Consider the following 15861-nt stretch of genomic DNA (forward strand, 5'->3'; position numbering starts at 1 on the left):
TGAAACGACACACATGTTATGTGTGTTCGAGTCTCTCAAATTTTCGCAATCAGAAGTGAAACATCTTCGGGTTGTGAGGTTAAGCGACTAAGCGTACACGGTGGATGCCCTGGCAGTCAGAGGCGATGAAGGACGTGCTAATCTGCGAAAAGCGTCGGTAAGGTGATATGAACCGTTATAACCGGCGATGTCCGAATGGGGAAACCCAGTGCAATTCGTTGCACTATCGTTAACTGAATCCATAGGTTAACGAGGCGAACCGGGGGAACTGAAACATCTAAGTACCCCGAGGAAAAGAAATCAACCGAGATTCCCCCAGTAGCGGCGAGCGAACGGGGAGCAGCCCAGAGCCTGAATCAGCATGTGTGGTAGTGGAACGGTCTGGAAAGGCCGGCGATACAGGGTGACAGCCCCGTACACAAAATTGCATGTGTTGTGAGCTCGATGAGTAGGGCGGGACACGTGGTATCCTGTCTGAATATGGGGGGACCATCCTCCAAGGCTAAATACTCCTGACTGACCGATAGTGAACCAGTACCGTGAGGGAAAGGCGAAAAGAACCCCGGCGAGGGGAGTGAAAAAGAACCTGAAACCGTGTACGTACAAGCAGTGGGAGCCTCTTTAATGGGGTGACTGCGTACCTTTTGTATAATGGGTCAGCGACTTATATTCTGTAGCAAGGTTAACCGAATAGGGGAGCCGAAGGGAAACCGAGTCTTAACTGGGCGTTAAGTTGCAGGGTATAGACCCGAAACCCGGTGATCTAGCCATGGGCAGGTTGAAGGTTGGGTAACACTAACTGGAGGACCGAACCGACTAATGTTGAAAAATTAGCGGATGACTTGTGGCTGGGGGTGAAAGGCCAATCAAACCGGGAGATAGCTGGTTCTCCCCGAAAGCTATTTAGGTAGCGCCTCGTGAATTCATCTCCGGGGGTAGAGCACTGTTTCGGCTAGGGGGCCATCCCGGCTTACCAACCCGATGCAAACTGCGAATACCGGAGAATGTTATCACGGGAGACACACGGCGGGTGCTAACGTCCGTCGTGAAGAGGGAAACAACCCAGACCGCCAGCTAAGGTCCCAAAGTCATGGTTAAGTGGGAAACGATGTGGGAAGGCTCAGACAGCCAGGATGTTGGCTTAGAAGCAGCCATCATTTAAAGAAAGCGTAATAGCTCACTGGTCGAGTCGGCCTGCGCGGAAGATGTAACGGGGCTAAACCATGCACCGAAGCTGCGGCAGCGACACTAAGTGTTGTTGGGTAGGGGAGCGTTCTGTAAGCCTGTGAAGGTGTGCTGTGAGGCATGCTGGAGGTATCAGAAGTGCGAATGCTGACATAAGTAACGATAAAGCGGGTGAAAAGCCCGCTCGCCGGAAGACCAAGGGTTCCTGTCCAACGTTAATCGGGGCAGGGTGAGTCGACCCCTAAGGCGAGGCCGAAAGGCGTAGTCGATGGGAAACAGGTTAATATTCCTGTACCAGGTGTTACTGCGAAGGGGGGACGGAGAAGGCTATGTTGGCCGGGCGACGGTTGTCCCGGTTTAAGCGTGTAGGTGTGTGTTCCAGGTAAATCCGGTTCACTTTAACACTGAGGCGTGATGACGAGGCACTACGGTGCTGAAGCAACAAATGCCCTGCTTCCAGGAAAAGCCTCTAAGCATCAGGTAACATCAGATCGTACCCCAAACCGACACAGGTGGTCAGGTAGAGAATACCAAGGCGCTTGAGAGAACTCGGGTGAAGGAACTAGGCAAAATGGTGCCGTAACTTCGGGAGAAGGCACGCTGATATGTAGGTGAAGCGATTTACTCGTGGAGCTGAAATCAGTCGAAGATACCAGCTGGCTGCAACTGTTTATTAAAAACACAGCACTGTGCAAACACGAAAGTGGACGTATACGGTGTGACGCCTGCCCGGTGCCGGAAGGTTAATTGATGGGGTTATCCGTAAGGAGAAGCTCTTGATCGAAGCCCCGGTAAACGGCGGCCGTAACTATAACGGTCCTAAGGTAGCGAAATTCCTTGTCGGGTAAGTTCCGACCTGCACGAATGGCGTAATGATGGCCAGGCTGTCTCCACCCGAGACTCAGTGAAATTGAACTCGCTGTGAAGATGCAGTGTACCCGCGGCAAGACGGAAAGACCCCGTGAACCTTTACTATAGCTTGACACTGAACACTGGTCCTTGATGTGTAGGATAGGTGGGAGGCTTTGAAGCGCGGACGCCAGTTCGTGTGGAGCCGCCCTTGAAATACCACCCTTTAATGGCTGGTGTTCTAACGTGGGCCCGTAATCCGGGTTGCGGACAGTGTCTGGTGGGTAGTTTGACTGGGGCGGTCTCCTCCTAAAGAGTAACGGAGGAGCACGAAGGTTAGCTAATCCTGGTCGGACATCAGGAGGTTAGTGCAAAGGCATAAGCTAGCTTGACTGCGAGCGTGACGGCGCGAGCAGGTGCGAAAGCAGGTCTTAGTGATCCGGTGGTTCTGAATGGAAGGGCCATCGCTCAACGGATAAAAGGTACTCCGGGGATAACAGGCTGATACCGCCCAAGAGTTCATATCGACGGCGGTGTTTGGCACCTCGATGTCGGCTCATCACATCCTGGGGCTGAAGTAGGTCCCAAGGGTATGGCTGTTCGCCATTTAAAGTGGTACGCGAGCTGGGTTTAGAACGTCGTGAGACAGTTCGGTCCCTATCTGCCGTGGGCGCTGGAGAATTGAGGGGGGCTGCTCCTAGTACGAGAGGACCGGAGTGGACGCATCACTGGTGTTCGGGTTGTCATGCCAATGGCACTGCCCGGTAGCTAAATGCGGAAGAGATAAGTGCTGAAAGCATCTAAGCACGAAACTTGCCCCGAGATGAGTTCTCCCTGACCCTTTAAGGGTCCTGAAGGAACGTTGAAGACGACGACGTTGATAGGCCGGGTGTGTAAGCGCAGCGATGCGTTGAGCTAACCGGTACTAATGAACCGTGAGGCTTAACCTTACAACGCCGAAGATGTTTTGGCGGATTGAGAAAATTTTCAGCCTGATTACAGATTAGATTAACCGGCGAAAGGCGGGTTAATAAACAGAATTTGCCTGGCGGCTGTAGCGCGGTGGTCCCACCTGACCCCATGCCGAACTCAGAAGTGAAACGCCGTAGCGCCGATGGTAGTGTGGGGTCTCCCCATGCGAGAGTAGGGAACTGCCAGGCATCAAACAAGTGAAGAGCCCATCCTGACGGATGGGCTTTTTGCGTTTCTGGATCACCGAATTTTGTAGGCCGGGTAAGGCGAAACCGCCACCCGGCAAGTCGTCAGATCGCACTCCACTCCACAATAAACTTCGCAATCACATCCACATCATTTAAATCCAGCACCGGAACTTCAAGCGGCAATACAACATCACTGGCTACCGCAATCACATGCTCATCCAGCGTTAATTCGCTGAAATCATGCCCTGCATCGCTTCTGAACAGCAGGATCTTAGGCACGGCCTCATGCTTAAATCCCTCAACCAGCACCAGATCCAGCGTGGCATGATCCATCCTGCTGACCAGGTACGCCAGATTCAGTTCGGGTTCTTCAGGTGTCTCAGTCATTAATGCCCAACGTTGCTGACTGGCGACCAGCGTTTGCGCCGCTCCTGCTTTGCGTAGCTCGTAGCTGTCTTTGCCTGGCTTATCCACATCCATATCATGATGCGTATGTTTGATAAGTCCGGGGCGGATCCCGGCGGCGCACAGCGCCGGGATTAGCTTCCTGAGCAGCGTCGTTTTTCCCGTTCCGCTCCACGCGGCGATAGCCAGTAGAGGGATCATGGTTTCTTCTGCCATTTATCAAGCTCCTCAAGGGTATTCACATTCACAAACGCTTCCTTGCAGTCGCTGAAGTCAACGGCATGCCCACCTGCCTGACGCATAAAAACCATGACCCGTCGCTCGCCAGACTGTAAATAGCGCTGCAAAAATGGCTGGACTGAACGGTGAACCAGCGCAATGGTGGGATGATCGCGCTCTCCATCATGCACCCATACCACCGGTGCATGATTGCACCGGGCACGTAAGCGGGCAGCCAGCGTTTGCGGGATAAAAGGGGTATCACAGGGGCAGAACAGAAACCAGTCGCCCGCCTCCTGTTGGAAAACAGAAAGCATGCCCGCCAACGGGCCGGGAAAATCCGCCATCACATCTGAAATGACTTTCAGGCCACCCGAGCGATAAATTTCCTGATGCCGATTGGCATTCACAACCACCGTTTCCAGTTGGGATAACAGCGTATCGGCGACATGTTTCCACAGCGGTTTCCCTTTAAGCTCAAGCAAGCCTTTATCAATGCCCCCCATTCGCCTGGCCTTTCCGCCAGCCAGTACAACCCCTGTTATTGCACTATCCTGATTCACTGATATCGCCTCTTTTATTGTGGGATTGACCCTGCTAACGTGTCTGTCTCAAGAGTAAGGAGCATGACCATGAAATGTAAACGCCTGAATGAAGTTATTGAACTCCTCCAGCCAGCCTGGCAAAAAGAGCCCGACCTTAACCTGATGCAATTTTTGCAGAAACTGGCGAAAGAGTCAGGTTTTGACGGTGAACTGGCGGATTTAACCGACGACATTCTGATCTATCACCTGAAAATGCGCGACTCTGCAAAAGACGCGGTTATTCCCGGTATTCAGAAAGATTACGAGGAAGATTTCAAGACGGCGCTGTTGCGCGCTCGTGGCGTAATTAAAGAGTAAAAGCTTGTAAGCGGGGCCACCGAAGCTGTTATGAAATGATATCCTGAATCATTCGACGTATTTTCCGGATGATGGGATGAATAACAACACTTTCAATTTCCAGACATTACACCCGGATACCATCATGGATGCGCTGTTTGAGCAGGGGATCCGGGTGGATTCTGGTCTTACCCCGCTTAATAGCTATGAAAACCGTGTCTATCAGTTCCAGGATGAAGACCGTCGGCGTTTTGTCGTTAAATTTTATCGCCCTGAGCGCTGGTCAGTTGATCAGATCCTGGAAGAGCATCAGTTTGCGATTGAGCTGCTTGAGGATGAAGTCCCGGTTGCTGCGCCGTTGGCTTTTAATGGTCAGACGCTATTATCGCATCAGGGGTTCCACTACGCGATTTTTCCAAGTGTAGGCGGTCGACAGTTCGAAGCGGACAATATCGATCAAATGGAAGCGGTGGGCCGTTATCTGGGGCGTCTTCATCAGACCGGCCGTAAGCAGCCATTTACCTGGCGACCGACCATCGGGCTGGACGAATACCTCGTCGAGCCGCGTAAACTCTTCGAGCACGCCCAACTCATTCCGTCCGCACAAAAGGCCGCATTTCTGAAAGCGACGGATACACTGATTGCGGCCGTCACTGAGCGGTGGCATACAAATTTTGACAGCCTTCGTCTACATGGCGACTGCCACGCTGGAAATATCCTCTGGCGCGAGGGGCCGCTGTTTGTCGATTTAGATGATTCCCGCAACGGTCCTGCCATTCAGGATCTGTGGATGCTTCTTAATGGTGATAAAGCTGAGCAACGTATGCAGCTTGAAACGATTATTGAAGCTTATGAAGAAGTTAGTGAGTTCGAAACATCTGAAATTGAACTGATTGAACCTTTACGTGCTATGCGTTTGGTTTATTATCTTGCCTGGCTGATGCGTCGTTGGGACGATCCTGCGTTTCCTAAAAACTTCCCGTGGTTAACTGGGGAAGATTACTGGCAACGACAGACCGCGACATTTATCGAGCAGGCAAAAGTCCTGCAAGAACCCCCATTACAATTAACACCCATGTATTAATCGGAGACGTAATCATGAAAAAGATTTGGCTGGCGCTGGCTGGTATGGTTTTAGCTTTTAGCGCATCGGCAGCGCAATTCGAGGATGGTAAGCAGTATACCACCCTGGAAAAGCCCGTTGCCGGTGAACCGCAGGTGCTGGAGTTCTTCTCTTTCTATTGCCCACACTGCTACCAGTTTGAAGAAGTCCTTCATGTTTCTGAGAATGTGAAGAAAAAACTTCCTGAAGGCGTCAAAATGACCAAATACCACGTTGAGTTCCTGGGCCCGTTGGGCAAGGATCTGACGCAAGCGTGGGCCGTCGCGATGGCACTGGGCGTAGAAGATAAAGTGACTGTGCCGATGTTTGAAGGGGTACAGAAAACCCAGACCGTGCAGAGCGTTGCAGATATCCGTAAAGTGTTCGTGGATGCCGGTATTAAAGGCGAAGATTACGATGCCGCGTGGAACAGCTTTGTCGTGAAATCACTGGTTGCGCAGCAGGAAAAAGCTGCTGCCGATCTGCAACTGCAGGGCGTGCCGGCGATGTTTGTTAACGGTAAATATCAGGTGAATCCGCAGGGCATGGATACCAGCAGCATGGATATCTTTGTTCAGCAATATGCTGACACGGTGAAATACCTGGTCGGTAAGAAATAAAAGCAGCGCCGGTCAGTGACCGGCGTTTTTAGTTGTCGCTTTAATCTCTTCTATTAACACGTCTTTTTCGCTCCATAGCGTATTCAGCCATAGCTGGAAACGACGCTTAAATCCTTTATCGTTAACGTAGTCGCCGTGCAGTTCTTCCTGAATGGGTTGCATGTCCACGCGAACCACTATGCGCGTTAGTTTCCCGCTCAGCATATCGAAGAAGGGCGTACGGTCGTTTTCCGGATAGCACAGCGTAACATTAAGTAATTTATCGAACTGCGAACCTAACACATTCAGCGCCATCGCAATGCCCGCCGCCTTTGGTGGCAACAGGTGTTGATACGGCGAGCGGGTCTGCTGACGTTTTTCTTCGGTAAAGCGGGAGCCCTCGACGAAATTAACGATCGTGGTGGGATGCGCGCGGAATTTCTCGCAGGACCGACGGGTAGTCTCGACATCTTTACCGCGGCGTTCCGGGTGGCGCAGGAGATAAGCGCGCGAATAGCGCTTCATAAATGGCATATCCAGTGCCCAGCAGGCGAGGCCGATAAAAGGTACCCAGGCCAACTGTTGCTTAAGGAAGTACTTGTTCATAGGAATGTGCTTGCGAAAGAGTACGCACAGTACCACGATGTCCGCCCAGCTGTGATGATTACACACCAGCAGATACCAGTTTTTCTTGCTCAGTCCTTCCAGGCCCTGCACATCCCATTTCAGCCATGGATTGAGATGCAACAGCAGGGCGAGGCCTTCACACCAGCAATACATCATGAAATTACAAAACAGAGATACCTTGCGCCAGACGAACGGAACGGGCAGCAGGAGCTTTACCAGTCCGGCCAGAATGATCGGTACGGAGCACAAAATTGTGACCACAATGGTCAATGCAATGCTCAGCAACAGGGTGACTGTAGCGAGTAATCTCGCCATGATTAAATTATTCAAAGGATTAGCCATAAACAGTACGCTAAAGTCGCGCAAGGGGGCTGATTTTATCAGAAAATGACTCAAATGACGGTTCTTCGCGACAGAGAAAAACACGCCATATCTATCCACATTCAGTAATTCAATGAAAACATAAAGGGTTTATTCTGTCGTTTTTATAATTAATTGAATTTAAAGAATATTATAAATGATGGTTAACGCATCGTTTTGAAATTAATGCGATGAAAATTAATTATTCACAAAGTTATCCACAGGCGGCTTTGCGAGCGATCCAGAAGATCTGCAAAAGAATTACGACAAATGTGGTGAAAAACTCATGTTTTCATCCTGTCTGTGGCATCCTTTATCCATAATCTGATAAACAGGCACGGACATTATGGTTCAGATCCCAGAAAACCCACTTATCCTTGTAGATGGCTCCTCTTATCTCTATCGCGCATACCATGCGTTTCCGCCGCTGACCAACAGCGCAGGCGAACCGACAGGCGCGATGTACGGTGTCCTCAATATGCTGCGCAGCCTGATCATGCAATATCAGCCAACGCATGCCGCAGTGGTATTTGATGCCAAGGGTAAAACCTTCCGTGACGAATTATTCGAGCATTACAAATCGCATCGCCCGCCGATGCCGGACGATCTGCGGGCGCAGATCGAACCGCTGCATGCCATGGTGAAGGCGATGGGGCTACCGCTGCTGGCTGTATCTGGCGTGGAGGCGGACGATGTTATTGGTACCCTGGCGCGTGAGGCAGAAAAAATGGGGCGCCCGGTGCTGATCAGTACCGGCGATAAAGACATGGCCCAACTGGTCACGCCAAATATCACACTCATCAATACCATGACCAACACCATTCTTGGTCCAGATGAGGTGGTGACAAAATACGGCGTGCCGCCGGAACTGATCATCGATTTCCTGGCGCTAATGGGCGATTCCTCCGATAACATTCCGGGCGTACCGGGGGTCGGGGAAAAGACCGCGCAGGCATTGCTTCAGGGGCTGGGCGGCCTGGATACTCTTTATGCTGAGTCCGATAAAATTGCCGGGTTGACGTTCCGTGGTGCGAAAACTATGGCGGGTAAACTTGAGCAAAACAAAGAGGTGGCATACCTCTCCTATAAACTGGCGACGATCAAAACAGACGTTGAGCTGGAACTGACCTGCGAACAACTGGAAGTGCAACAACCCCAGGCTGACGAACTGGTTGGGCTGTTTAAAAAGTATGAATTCAAGCGCTGGACCGCTGATGTCGAAGCGGGCAAGTGGTTACAAGCAAAAGGGGCAAAACCGGCGGTAAAACCGCAGGAAACGATTGTCATTGATGAAGCCCCGGAAGAAGCCGCTGTCGTACTTTCTTATGAGAATTACGTGACCATTCTCGATGAAGCGACGCTGGAAACGTGGATTGCGAAGCTGAAAAAAGCGCCAGTGTTTGCCTTCGATACCGAAACCGACAGTCTGGATAACATCTCCGCCAACCTGGTAGGGCTCTCATTCGCTATTGAGCCGGGAGTGGCGGCTTATGTGCCAGTGGCGCATGACTATCTGGATGCGCCGGATCAAATCTCCCGCGACCGTGCGCTGGCGATGCTCAAGCCGCTCCTGGAAGATGAAAACGCGCGTAAGGTCGGGCAAAATCTCAAGTACGATCGCGGCATTCTGGCGAATTATGGTATCGAACTGCGCGGCATCGCTTTTGATACCATGCTCGAGTCGTACATTCTGAACAGCGTTGCCGGACGTCACGATATGGACAGTTTGTCCGATCGCTGGCTGAAACATAAAACCATCACTTTTGAAGAGATTGCGGGTAAAGGGAAGAACCAACTAACCTTTAATCAGATTGCGCTGGAAGAAGCGGGACGTTACGCGGCAGAAGATGCCGATGTCACCTTACAGCTGCATCTGAAAATGTGGCCAGAGCTGCAGCAGCACAAAGGGCCGCTGAACGTCTTTGAAAACATCGAAATGCCACTGGTACCGGTGTTATCTCGTGTAGAGCGTAACGGTGTGAAGATCGACCCCGCGGTGCTGCACAAGCACTCCGAGGAGATCACGCTCCGTCTGGCGGAGCTGGAACAGAAAGCCCATGAGATTGCAGGAGAAGTATTTAACCTTTCTTCAACCAAGCAGTTGCAGACGATCCTGTTCGAAAAACAGGGCATTAAGCCGCTGAAGAAAACCCCAGGCGGCGCGCCGTCAACCTCTGAAGAAGTGCTGGAAGAACTGGCGCTGGATTACCCGCTACCTAAAGTGATTCTTGAGTATCGCGGTCTGGCGAAGCTGAAATCGACCTACACCGACAAACTCCCGCTGATGATTAACCCGAAAACCGGGCGTGTGCACACCTCGTATCATCAGGCCGTGACTGCGACGGGCCGTTTGTCATCGACCGATCCGAACCTGCAAAACATTCCGGTACGTAATGAAGAAGGGCGTCGTATCCGCCAGGCATTTATCCCGCCGAAGGATTACCTGATTGTTTCTGCGGACTATTCGCAGATTGAATTGCGTATTATGGCGCACCTTTCACGCGACAAAGGGCTGCTGACGGCGTTTGCCGAAGGGAAGGACATTCACCGCGCCACCGCCGCCGAAGTGTTTGGTCTGCCGCTGGATACCGTGACCAGCGAACAGCGTCGGAGCGCGAAAGCGATCAACTTTGGTTTGATCTACGGTATGAGTGCGTTCGGTCTGGCGCGCCAGTTGAACATTCCGCGTAAAGAAGCGCAGAAATACATGGACCTCTATTTTGAACGTTATCCCGGCGTGCTGGAGTATATGGAACGCACCCGCGCTCAGGCGAAAGAGCAGGGCTACGTTGAAACGCTGGAAGGCCGTCGTCTCTATCTGCCGGATATTAAATCCAGCAACGGCGCGCGTCGAGCGGGTGCGGAGCGTGCGGCGATTAACGCCCCGATGCAGGGAACCGCTGCCGATATTATCAAACGGGCGATGATTGCGGTCGATGGCTGGCTGGAAATGGAAAAACCGCGCGTGCGTATGATCATGCAGGTACACGATGAACTGGTGTTTGAAGTACACAAAGACGACCTGGACACGGTAGCGAAAAAGATCCATCAGTTGATGGAGAACTGCACACGCATTGATGTACCGCTGCTGGTGGAAGTTGGAAGTGGTGAAAACTGGGATCAGGCGCACTAAGTGCTCGCGAGATAACGCGCTTTTTTCGTAATTAAGCAACATAAGTGCGCGATTTTTGTGATGGGTATTGGAATTCCCTATGTAAAGAATGAAAAAAAATTACAAAAAGTGCTTTCTGAGCTGCTCAAAAAAGAGTAAAGTTATTCGCGTAGGGTACAGAGGTAAGATGTTCTATCTTTCAGACCTTTTACTTCACGTAATCGGATTTGGCTGAATATTTTAGCCGCCCCAGTCAGTTTCTGACTGGGGCGTTTTTTATGGGCGAAAGAAAGATAGGGTCGGCGTGCCAGACCGGATAAGACGCACCGCGTCGCTATCCGGCGTCGCGATGAATTACTCCCCGCCCTGATCCTCTTCCACCGGCGCCAGTTCGTTAAACCAACTGTCCAGCTTCTGCCGTAATTTATCCACGCCCTGCTTTTTCAGCGATGAGAAGGTCTCAACCTGCACATCGCCGTTAAAGGCTAATACCGCTTCACGGACCATATTCAGTTGGGCCTTACGCGCCCCGCTCGCCAGTTTGTCCGCTTTCGTCAGCAGCACCAGAACCTGGATGTTGCTCTCGACGGCCCACTGGACCATCTGCTGGTCGAGATCTTTTAGCGGGTGGCGAATATCCATCAGCACCACCAGTCCCTGCAGGCTCTGGCGTTTTTCCAGATATTCACCCAGCGCGCGTTGCCACTTGCGCTTCATCTCTTCCGGCACTTCGGCGTAACCATAGCCGGGCAGGTCAACAAGGCGTTTGCCGTCGACCACTTCAAACAGGTTAATCAATTGAGTGCGGCCAGGCGTTTTCGAAGTCCGCGCCAGGCTCTTCTGATTGGTCAGCGTGTTCAGCGCGCTGGACTTACCTGCGTTGGAACGGCCAGCAAATGCCACTTCAATCCCCGTATCGGAAGGTAAATGGCGAATATCAGGCGCGCTCATCACAAAGTGCGTCTGTTGATAATTCAGGTTAATCAAAGCGGTCGTCTCCGTCAGTCAAAGCTTTGCCGCGATTATACCTGAACAGGAGCAAAAGACTGATTTTTCGACATGGGTCTGTTGTGAGTAAAAACCCTGCATATTGTGAGACATTGCCGATTGTTCTTATACGAAATTTCAGAGTAATTGCAGAGAATATAATTAAATAAATCAACTAAATCATACTATTAAAAGGTATGTAATATTCTGAAAATGGCTGAACTGTGCGACCAACGACTTGTTACTTTACTCCAAAAGAGTAGAGTAACCCCCATAGCGAGGATAGCTGTACAGGAAGACGACTCAGGATGAGGGTCAGGAGCGCCAGGAGGCGAAGACACAGGATTGTCAGGATGACAGGCGTTCGGAGACGTTGGTATACGGAAACGGAAAAGACACGGAATGTTCCAGGCTGACGGAAAAACAGGGTGCGTTGATAGCCGACAGGGAATGTAGGACCCGTTCAGGGTTGTGAGTAAGGTGAAAAGGCGACAGAGCAATCTGTCGCCTTTTTTCTTTATTTCTGCTAGATTCCGGCGCAATTATATACTGAATAAAACAGCCAAAGACGAATCACTATGAAATCCACTTCTACACCACGCGGCAAAGGCCCTGCAAAGGCACGCCGTAAAACCCGCGAAGAGCTGAATCAGGAAGCTCGTGACCGCAAGCGTCAGAAAAAACACCGTGGACACGCGGCGGGTAGCCGTGCGACCGGTGGTGACGCGGCGTCAGGTGGTAAAAACAAGAACCAACAGAAAGATCCACGCATCGGCAGTAAAACCCCTATTCCATTGGGCGTGACCGAAAAAGTCACCAAACAGCACAAACCGAAGAGCGAGAAACCTATGCTTTCACCGCAGGCTGAGTTGGATTTACTGGAAACAGATGAGCGCCTGGATGCGCTGTTAGAACGTCTTGAAGCAGGCGAAACCTTGAGCGCGGAAGATCAGTCCTGGGTGGATGCCAAACTGGATCGCATCGATGAACTGATGCAGAAGCTGGGCCTCTCCTACGATGATGACGAAGAAGAGGAAGATGATGAGAAGCAGGAAGATATGATGCGCCTGCTGCGTGGCGGTAACTAACGGTTTACACCGTGGGCCTGCCCGTCCTGCTTATAACCCTTCCGGTTATATGTTATCTGGTGTGGTTATTCGTTAAACTACAGCGGTTGTCGCGGCGACAGAAGTGGCTGCGCAGCCGGCTTAGTACTCGAAATGGAGTGCGGCCGGTACGCCGTACCCGCCAGAGACGCCATCGGAAGGAGTGAGCATGTCAGAACAACAAATAGACTGGGATCAGGCCCTGATCCAGAAATATAACTATTCCGGGCCGCGCTATACCTCGTACCCGACCGCGCTGGAATTTTCTGATGCGTTTGGCGAACCGGCATTTTTACAGGCTGTCGCGCGCTATCCTGAGCGTCCGCTCTCGCTTTACGTCCATATCCCGTTTTGCCACAAGCTCTGCTACTTCTGCGGCTGCAATAAGATTGTGACCCGTCAGCAGCATAAGGCCGATCAGTATCTGGATGCACTCGAACAGGAAATTCTGCACCGTGCGCCGCTGTTTGCCGGACGCAAGGTCAGCCAACTGCACTGGGGCGGCGGCACGCCGACTTACCTGAATAAAGCGCAAATCAGTCGCCTGATGGCGCTGCTGCGAAATCATTTCCACTTCAATGCGGATGCGGAGATTTCGATCGAAGTCGATCCCCGTGAGATTGAGCTGGATGTGCTCGATCATTTACGCGCGGAAGGCTTTAATCGTCTCAGCATGGGCGTGCAGGACTTCAACAAAGAGGTCCAGCGACTGGTTAACCGTGAGCAGGATGAGGAGTTTATTTTTGCGCTGCTCAATCACGCACGTGACATTGGCTTTACGTCGACCAATATCGATCTGATCTACGGTTTACCTAAACAGACGCCGGAAAGTTTCGCCTTTACCCTGAAGCGGGTTGCGGAATTAAGCCCCGATCGTCTGAGCGTCTTTAACTATGCGCATTTGCCGACGCTGTTTGCCGCGCAGCGCAAAATAAAAGATGCCGATCTGCCCAGCGCGCAGCAGAAGCTGGATATTTTGCAGGAAACCATCTCCTCGCTGACAGAGACCGGCTATCAGTTTATTGGTATGGACCATTTTGCCCGCCCGGATGACGAACTGGCGATTGCCCAGCGCGAAGGCGTTCTCCACCGTAATTTTCAGGGATATACCACCCAGGGTGACACCGATCTGCTGGGGATGGGCGTTTCTGCCATCAGTATGATTGGCGATTGCTATGCCCAGAACCAGAAAGAGCTGAAACTCTACTATCAGCAGGTGGATGAGCAGGGAAATGCCTTATGGCGCGGTATCGCGCTGACTCGCGATGACTGTATCCGTCGTGACGTCATCAAGTCGCTTATCTGCAATTTCCGTCTCGACACTGCCGCAGTTGAGCAGCAGTGGGATCTGAACTTCGCGGATTATTTTGCCGAAGACCTGAAGCTGTTGGCGCCGCTGGCGAAAGATGGGCTGGTGGATGTGACAACGAAGGGGATTCAGGTCACGCCGAAAGGGCGTCTGCTGATTCGCAACATTTGCATGTGCTTTGATGCGTATCTGCGCCAAAAAGCGCGGATGCAGCAGTTCTCACGCGTGATATAAAAACGTTGCCCGGTGGCGCTAACGCTTACCGGGCCTACGATTGATGTTACCTGTAAGCCAGATAAGCATAGCGCCATCCGGCACAGTGTTAGCTGAACAGCCCAACCAGCGCGGCGCACAGTACTGCGGCAACCGCAGTTTGTGGCGTATGGCTGTCGACCGCTCCGCTTGATAGCAGATTTATAATCGATTCCAGCATGTTTTGTCCCCCGTTTGCCGGGCACGATCATACTGAACTCATCGGAACAGTAAAGTGCAAAATAACGGCAATTTGCGCTCAATTATTAATCTTTACACAACCGTGTGACGTTACTCCATTCCCAGCTCTTTCAACTTACGCGTCAGGGTATTACGCCCCCATCCGAGCAAGCGTGCCGCTTCCTGTTTATGGCCCTGTGTATGGCGTAGTGCTGTGGTCAGCAACGTGCGCTCCATTTCAGGTTGTGCTTCCGACAGCAGGTTTTGATGACCGGATCGCAGCGCCCGATCCGCCCACTGCGCCAGAAGCGTGGCCCAACTGTCCGGCTGGAGATGCGACGGGCTTTCGGGCGCGGTGGCTTCGAACAGTTCAGCGGGGAGATCCTGAATTAATACCTCTTGTCCGGCCGCCATTACGGTTAACCAGCGACAGGTGTTTTCCAGTTGGCGAACGTTGCCCGGCCATGCCAGCCGCGTCAGCGCCGCTTCGGTTTCCGGGTGCAATAACTTAGCTTCTACGCCCAGTTCACGCGCTGCAACCTGCAGGAAGTGGCGCGCCAGGCGCGGAATATCCTCCCGGCGCTCGCGCAACGGCGGCAGGTGTACGCGGATGACGTTCAGACGATGGAATAAATCCTCACGAAACTTGCCTTCCTGCACACGCAGTTCCAGGTTCTGGTGAGTCGCGGCGATGATTCGCACGTCCACCTTCACCGGCGCATAGCCGCCAACGCGATAAAACTGTCCGTCGGCTAATACGCGCAAAAGACGGGTCTGCACATCCAGCGGCATATCGCCAATCTCATCAAGAAACAGCGTGCCGCCATCGGCCTGTTCGAAGCGTCCCTGACGAATGGTATTCGCTCCGGTAAATGCCCCTTTTTCATGACCAAACAGCTCGGATTCGATCAAATCTTTCGGAATCGCCGCCATGTTGAGCGCGATAAACGGCGCTTTGGCGCGTGGGCTGTGGCGGTGCAGGGCATGGGCGACCAGTTCTTTACCCGTCCCGGACTCCCCGTTAATCAACACGCTGATGGAGGAACGCGAGAGCCGCCCGATAATACGAAATACATCCTGCATGGCCGGCGCTTCACCGATGATGTCGGTTGTCGGGCCGTTGATCTGAATATTACGCGGCTGCTGCTGTTCCTGATAATGGCTGATGGCGCGTTCAACCAGCGCTACTGCTTCATCGATATCAAAGGGTTTCGGCAGATAATCAAACGCCCCTTGCTGATAGGCGCTGACGGCAGCATCCAGATCGGAATGCGCAGTCATTATGATGACCGGCAGCATTGGATGACGCTGTTTAATCTGTTTTAACAGCGCCAGCCCGTCCATCCCCGGCATGCGAATGTCGGACAACAGCACGTCCGGCGTTTTGCTCGCCAGCGCGCCCAGCACGTCGTTGCCGTTTTCAAAGGTCGTACAACTCAGACCCGCCCCGGCGAGAGCACGTTCAAGCACCCAACGGATGGAACTATCGTCATCGACTACCCAGACTATCCCTCGTTGCATAAGCACC

General features: G+C 52.2%; 12 protein-coding genes, 2 rRNA genes and 1 pseudogene. 9 read left to right on the forward strand and 6 right to left on the reverse strand.

Going from position 1 to position 15861, the window contains the following annotated elements; translation table 11 throughout:
* The first annotated feature begins 77 nt into the window (after positions 1–77).
* Both C2U53_RS10455 and rrf read left to right on the forward strand, forming a co-directional pair.
* Positions 78–2984: ribosomal RNA gene (locus tag C2U53_RS10455) — 23S ribosomal RNA — on the forward strand.
* A gap of 94 nt (positions 2985–3078) precedes the next feature.
* A 5S ribosomal RNA gene (gene rrf / locus C2U53_RS10460) occupies positions 3079–3194 on the forward strand.
* A gap of 102 nt (positions 3195–3296) precedes the next feature.
* On the opposite strand, the gene mobB is transcribed toward rrf, so the two are convergent.
* Both mobB and mobA read right to left on the reverse strand, forming a co-directional pair.
* On the reverse strand, positions 3297–3800 hold the full coding sequence (gene mobB, locus C2U53_RS10465) for a molybdopterin-guanine dinucleotide biosynthesis protein MobB (protein ID WP_072011058.1): 504 nt from the start codon (positions 3798–3800) through the stop codon (positions 3297–3299).
* On the reverse strand, positions 3797–4381 hold the full coding sequence (gene mobA, locus C2U53_RS10470) for a molybdenum cofactor guanylyltransferase MobA (RefSeq protein ID WP_104445878.1): 585 nt from the start codon (positions 4379–4381) through the stop codon (positions 3797–3799). The genes mobB and mobA overlap by 4 nt, the downstream gene beginning before the upstream one ends.
* A 69-nt stretch (positions 4382–4450) precedes the next feature.
* On the opposite strand from mobA, the gene C2U53_RS10475 reads away from it, so the two are divergent.
* The 3 genes from C2U53_RS10475 (at position 4451) to dsbA (ending at position 6421) form a co-directional block, all read left to right on the forward strand.
* Positions 4451–4720: a YihD family protein gene (locus C2U53_RS10475; protein WP_042325406.1), complete on the forward strand. Its 270-nt coding sequence runs from the start codon at positions 4451–4453 to the stop codon at positions 4718–4720.
* Positions 4721–4796: 76 nt separating this feature from the next.
* Positions 4797–5783: a serine/threonine protein kinase gene (locus C2U53_RS10480; protein WP_044265132.1), complete on the forward strand. Its 987-nt coding sequence runs from the start codon at positions 4797–4799 to the stop codon at positions 5781–5783.
* Between the two features lie 14 nt (positions 5784–5797).
* Complete coding sequence (gene dsbA, locus C2U53_RS10485; protein WP_042325410.1) at positions 5798–6421, forward strand: thiol:disulfide interchange protein DsbA; 624 nt, start codon at positions 5798–5800, stop codon at positions 6419–6421.
* 12 nt (positions 6422–6433) lie between these two features.
* On the opposite strand, the gene C2U53_RS10490 is transcribed toward dsbA, so the two are convergent.
* The gene (locus C2U53_RS10490; RefSeq protein ID WP_043001789.1) at positions 6434–7369 is read right to left on the reverse strand and encodes an acyltransferase; all 936 of its coding nucleotides are present in this window, start codon (positions 7367–7369) and stop codon (positions 6434–6436) included.
* A 364-nt stretch (positions 7370–7733) separates the two neighbouring features.
* Between C2U53_RS10490 and polA the strand changes: the two genes are divergently transcribed.
* Entirely contained in the window at positions 7734–10520 is a 2787-nt protein-coding gene (gene polA, locus C2U53_RS10495) for a DNA polymerase I (protein ID WP_104445879.1), read from the forward strand.
* Positions 10521–10853: 333 nt separating this feature from the next.
* Here polA and yihA read toward each other — a convergent pair whose 3' ends face one another.
* A complete protein-coding gene (yihA, locus tag C2U53_RS10500) occupies positions 10854–11486 on the reverse strand; it encodes a ribosome biogenesis GTP-binding protein YihA/YsxC (protein WP_042998843.1) in 633 nt (210 codons plus the stop codon).
* Between the two features lie 213 nt (positions 11487–11699).
* Here yihA and C2U53_RS30715 point away from each other — a divergent pair.
* The 3 genes and pseudogenes from C2U53_RS30715 to hemN all read left to right on the forward strand — a co-directional run bounded on the left by C2U53_RS30715 (position 11700) and on the right by hemN (position 14135).
* Positions 11700–11961 (forward strand): annotated as a pseudogene (locus C2U53_RS30715) (hypothetical protein).
* A gap of 103 nt (positions 11962–12064) precedes the next feature.
* Entirely contained in the window at positions 12065–12574 is a 510-nt protein-coding gene (yihI, locus tag C2U53_RS10510; protein ID WP_042998845.1) for a Der GTPase-activating protein YihI, read from the forward strand.
* A 187-nt stretch (positions 12575–12761) separates the two neighbouring features.
* Positions 12762–14135 (forward strand): oxygen-independent coproporphyrinogen III oxidase, encoded by a 1374-nt coding sequence (gene hemN, locus C2U53_RS10515; RefSeq protein WP_044257149.1) that lies wholly within the window; start codon positions 12762–12764, stop codon positions 14133–14135.
* Positions 14136–14223: 88 nt separating this feature from the next.
* On the opposite strand, the gene C2U53_RS10520 is transcribed toward hemN, so the two are convergent.
* Both C2U53_RS10520 and glnG read right to left on the reverse strand, forming a co-directional pair.
* Complete coding sequence (locus C2U53_RS10520) at positions 14224–14334, reverse strand: YshB family small membrane protein (RefSeq protein WP_090050632.1); 111 nt, start codon at positions 14332–14334, stop codon at positions 14224–14226.
* 110 nt (positions 14335–14444) lie between these two features.
* Positions 14445–15854, reverse strand: a complete 1410-nt coding sequence (glnG, locus tag C2U53_RS10525) for a nitrogen regulation protein NR(I) (protein WP_042998847.1) — start codon at positions 15852–15854, stop codon at positions 14445–14447.
* Positions 15855–15861: the final 7 nt, after the last annotated feature.

The sequence above is a fragment of the Citrobacter sp. CFNIH10 genome (genome assembly GCF_002934585.1).
GTDB lineage: Bacteria > Pseudomonadota > Gammaproteobacteria > Enterobacterales > Enterobacteriaceae > Citrobacter_A > Citrobacter_A amalonaticus.

Excerpts from the sequence above, each read along its gene's own strand:
- dsbA (WP_042325410.1), top strand. The coding sequence starts at position 5,798 with ATGAAAAAGATTTGGCTGGCGCTGGCTGGTATGGTTTTAGCTTTTAGC.
- C2U53_RS10490 (WP_043001789.1), bottom strand. The coding sequence starts at position 7,369 with ATGGCTAATCCTTTGAATAATTTAATCATGGCGAGATTACTCGCTACA.
- mobB (WP_072011058.1), bottom strand. The coding sequence starts at position 3,800 with ATGATCCCTCTACTGGCTATCGCCGCGTGGAGCGGAACGGGAAAAACG.
- polA (WP_104445879.1), top strand. The coding sequence starts at position 7,734 with ATGGTTCAGATCCCAGAAAACCCACTTATCCTTGTAGATGGCTCCTCT.
- hemN (WP_044257149.1), top strand. The coding sequence starts at position 12,762 with ATGTCAGAACAACAAATAGACTGGGATCAGGCCCTGATCCAGAAATAT.
- C2U53_RS10520 (WP_090050632.1), bottom strand. The coding sequence starts at position 14,334 with ATGCTGGAATCGATTATAAATCTGCTATCAAGCGGAGCGGTCGACAGC.
- C2U53_RS10475 (WP_042325406.1), top strand. The coding sequence starts at position 4,451 with ATGAAATGTAAACGCCTGAATGAAGTTATTGAACTCCTCCAGCCAGCC.
- glnG (WP_042998847.1), bottom strand. The coding sequence starts at position 15,854 with ATGCAACGAGGGATAGTCTGGGTAGTCGATGACGATAGTTCCATCCGT.
- yihI (WP_042998845.1), top strand. The coding sequence starts at position 12,065 with ATGAAATCCACTTCTACACCACGCGGCAAAGGCCCTGCAAAGGCACGC.
- C2U53_RS10480 (WP_044265132.1), top strand. The coding sequence starts at position 4,797 with ATGAATAACAACACTTTCAATTTCCAGACATTACACCCGGATACCATC.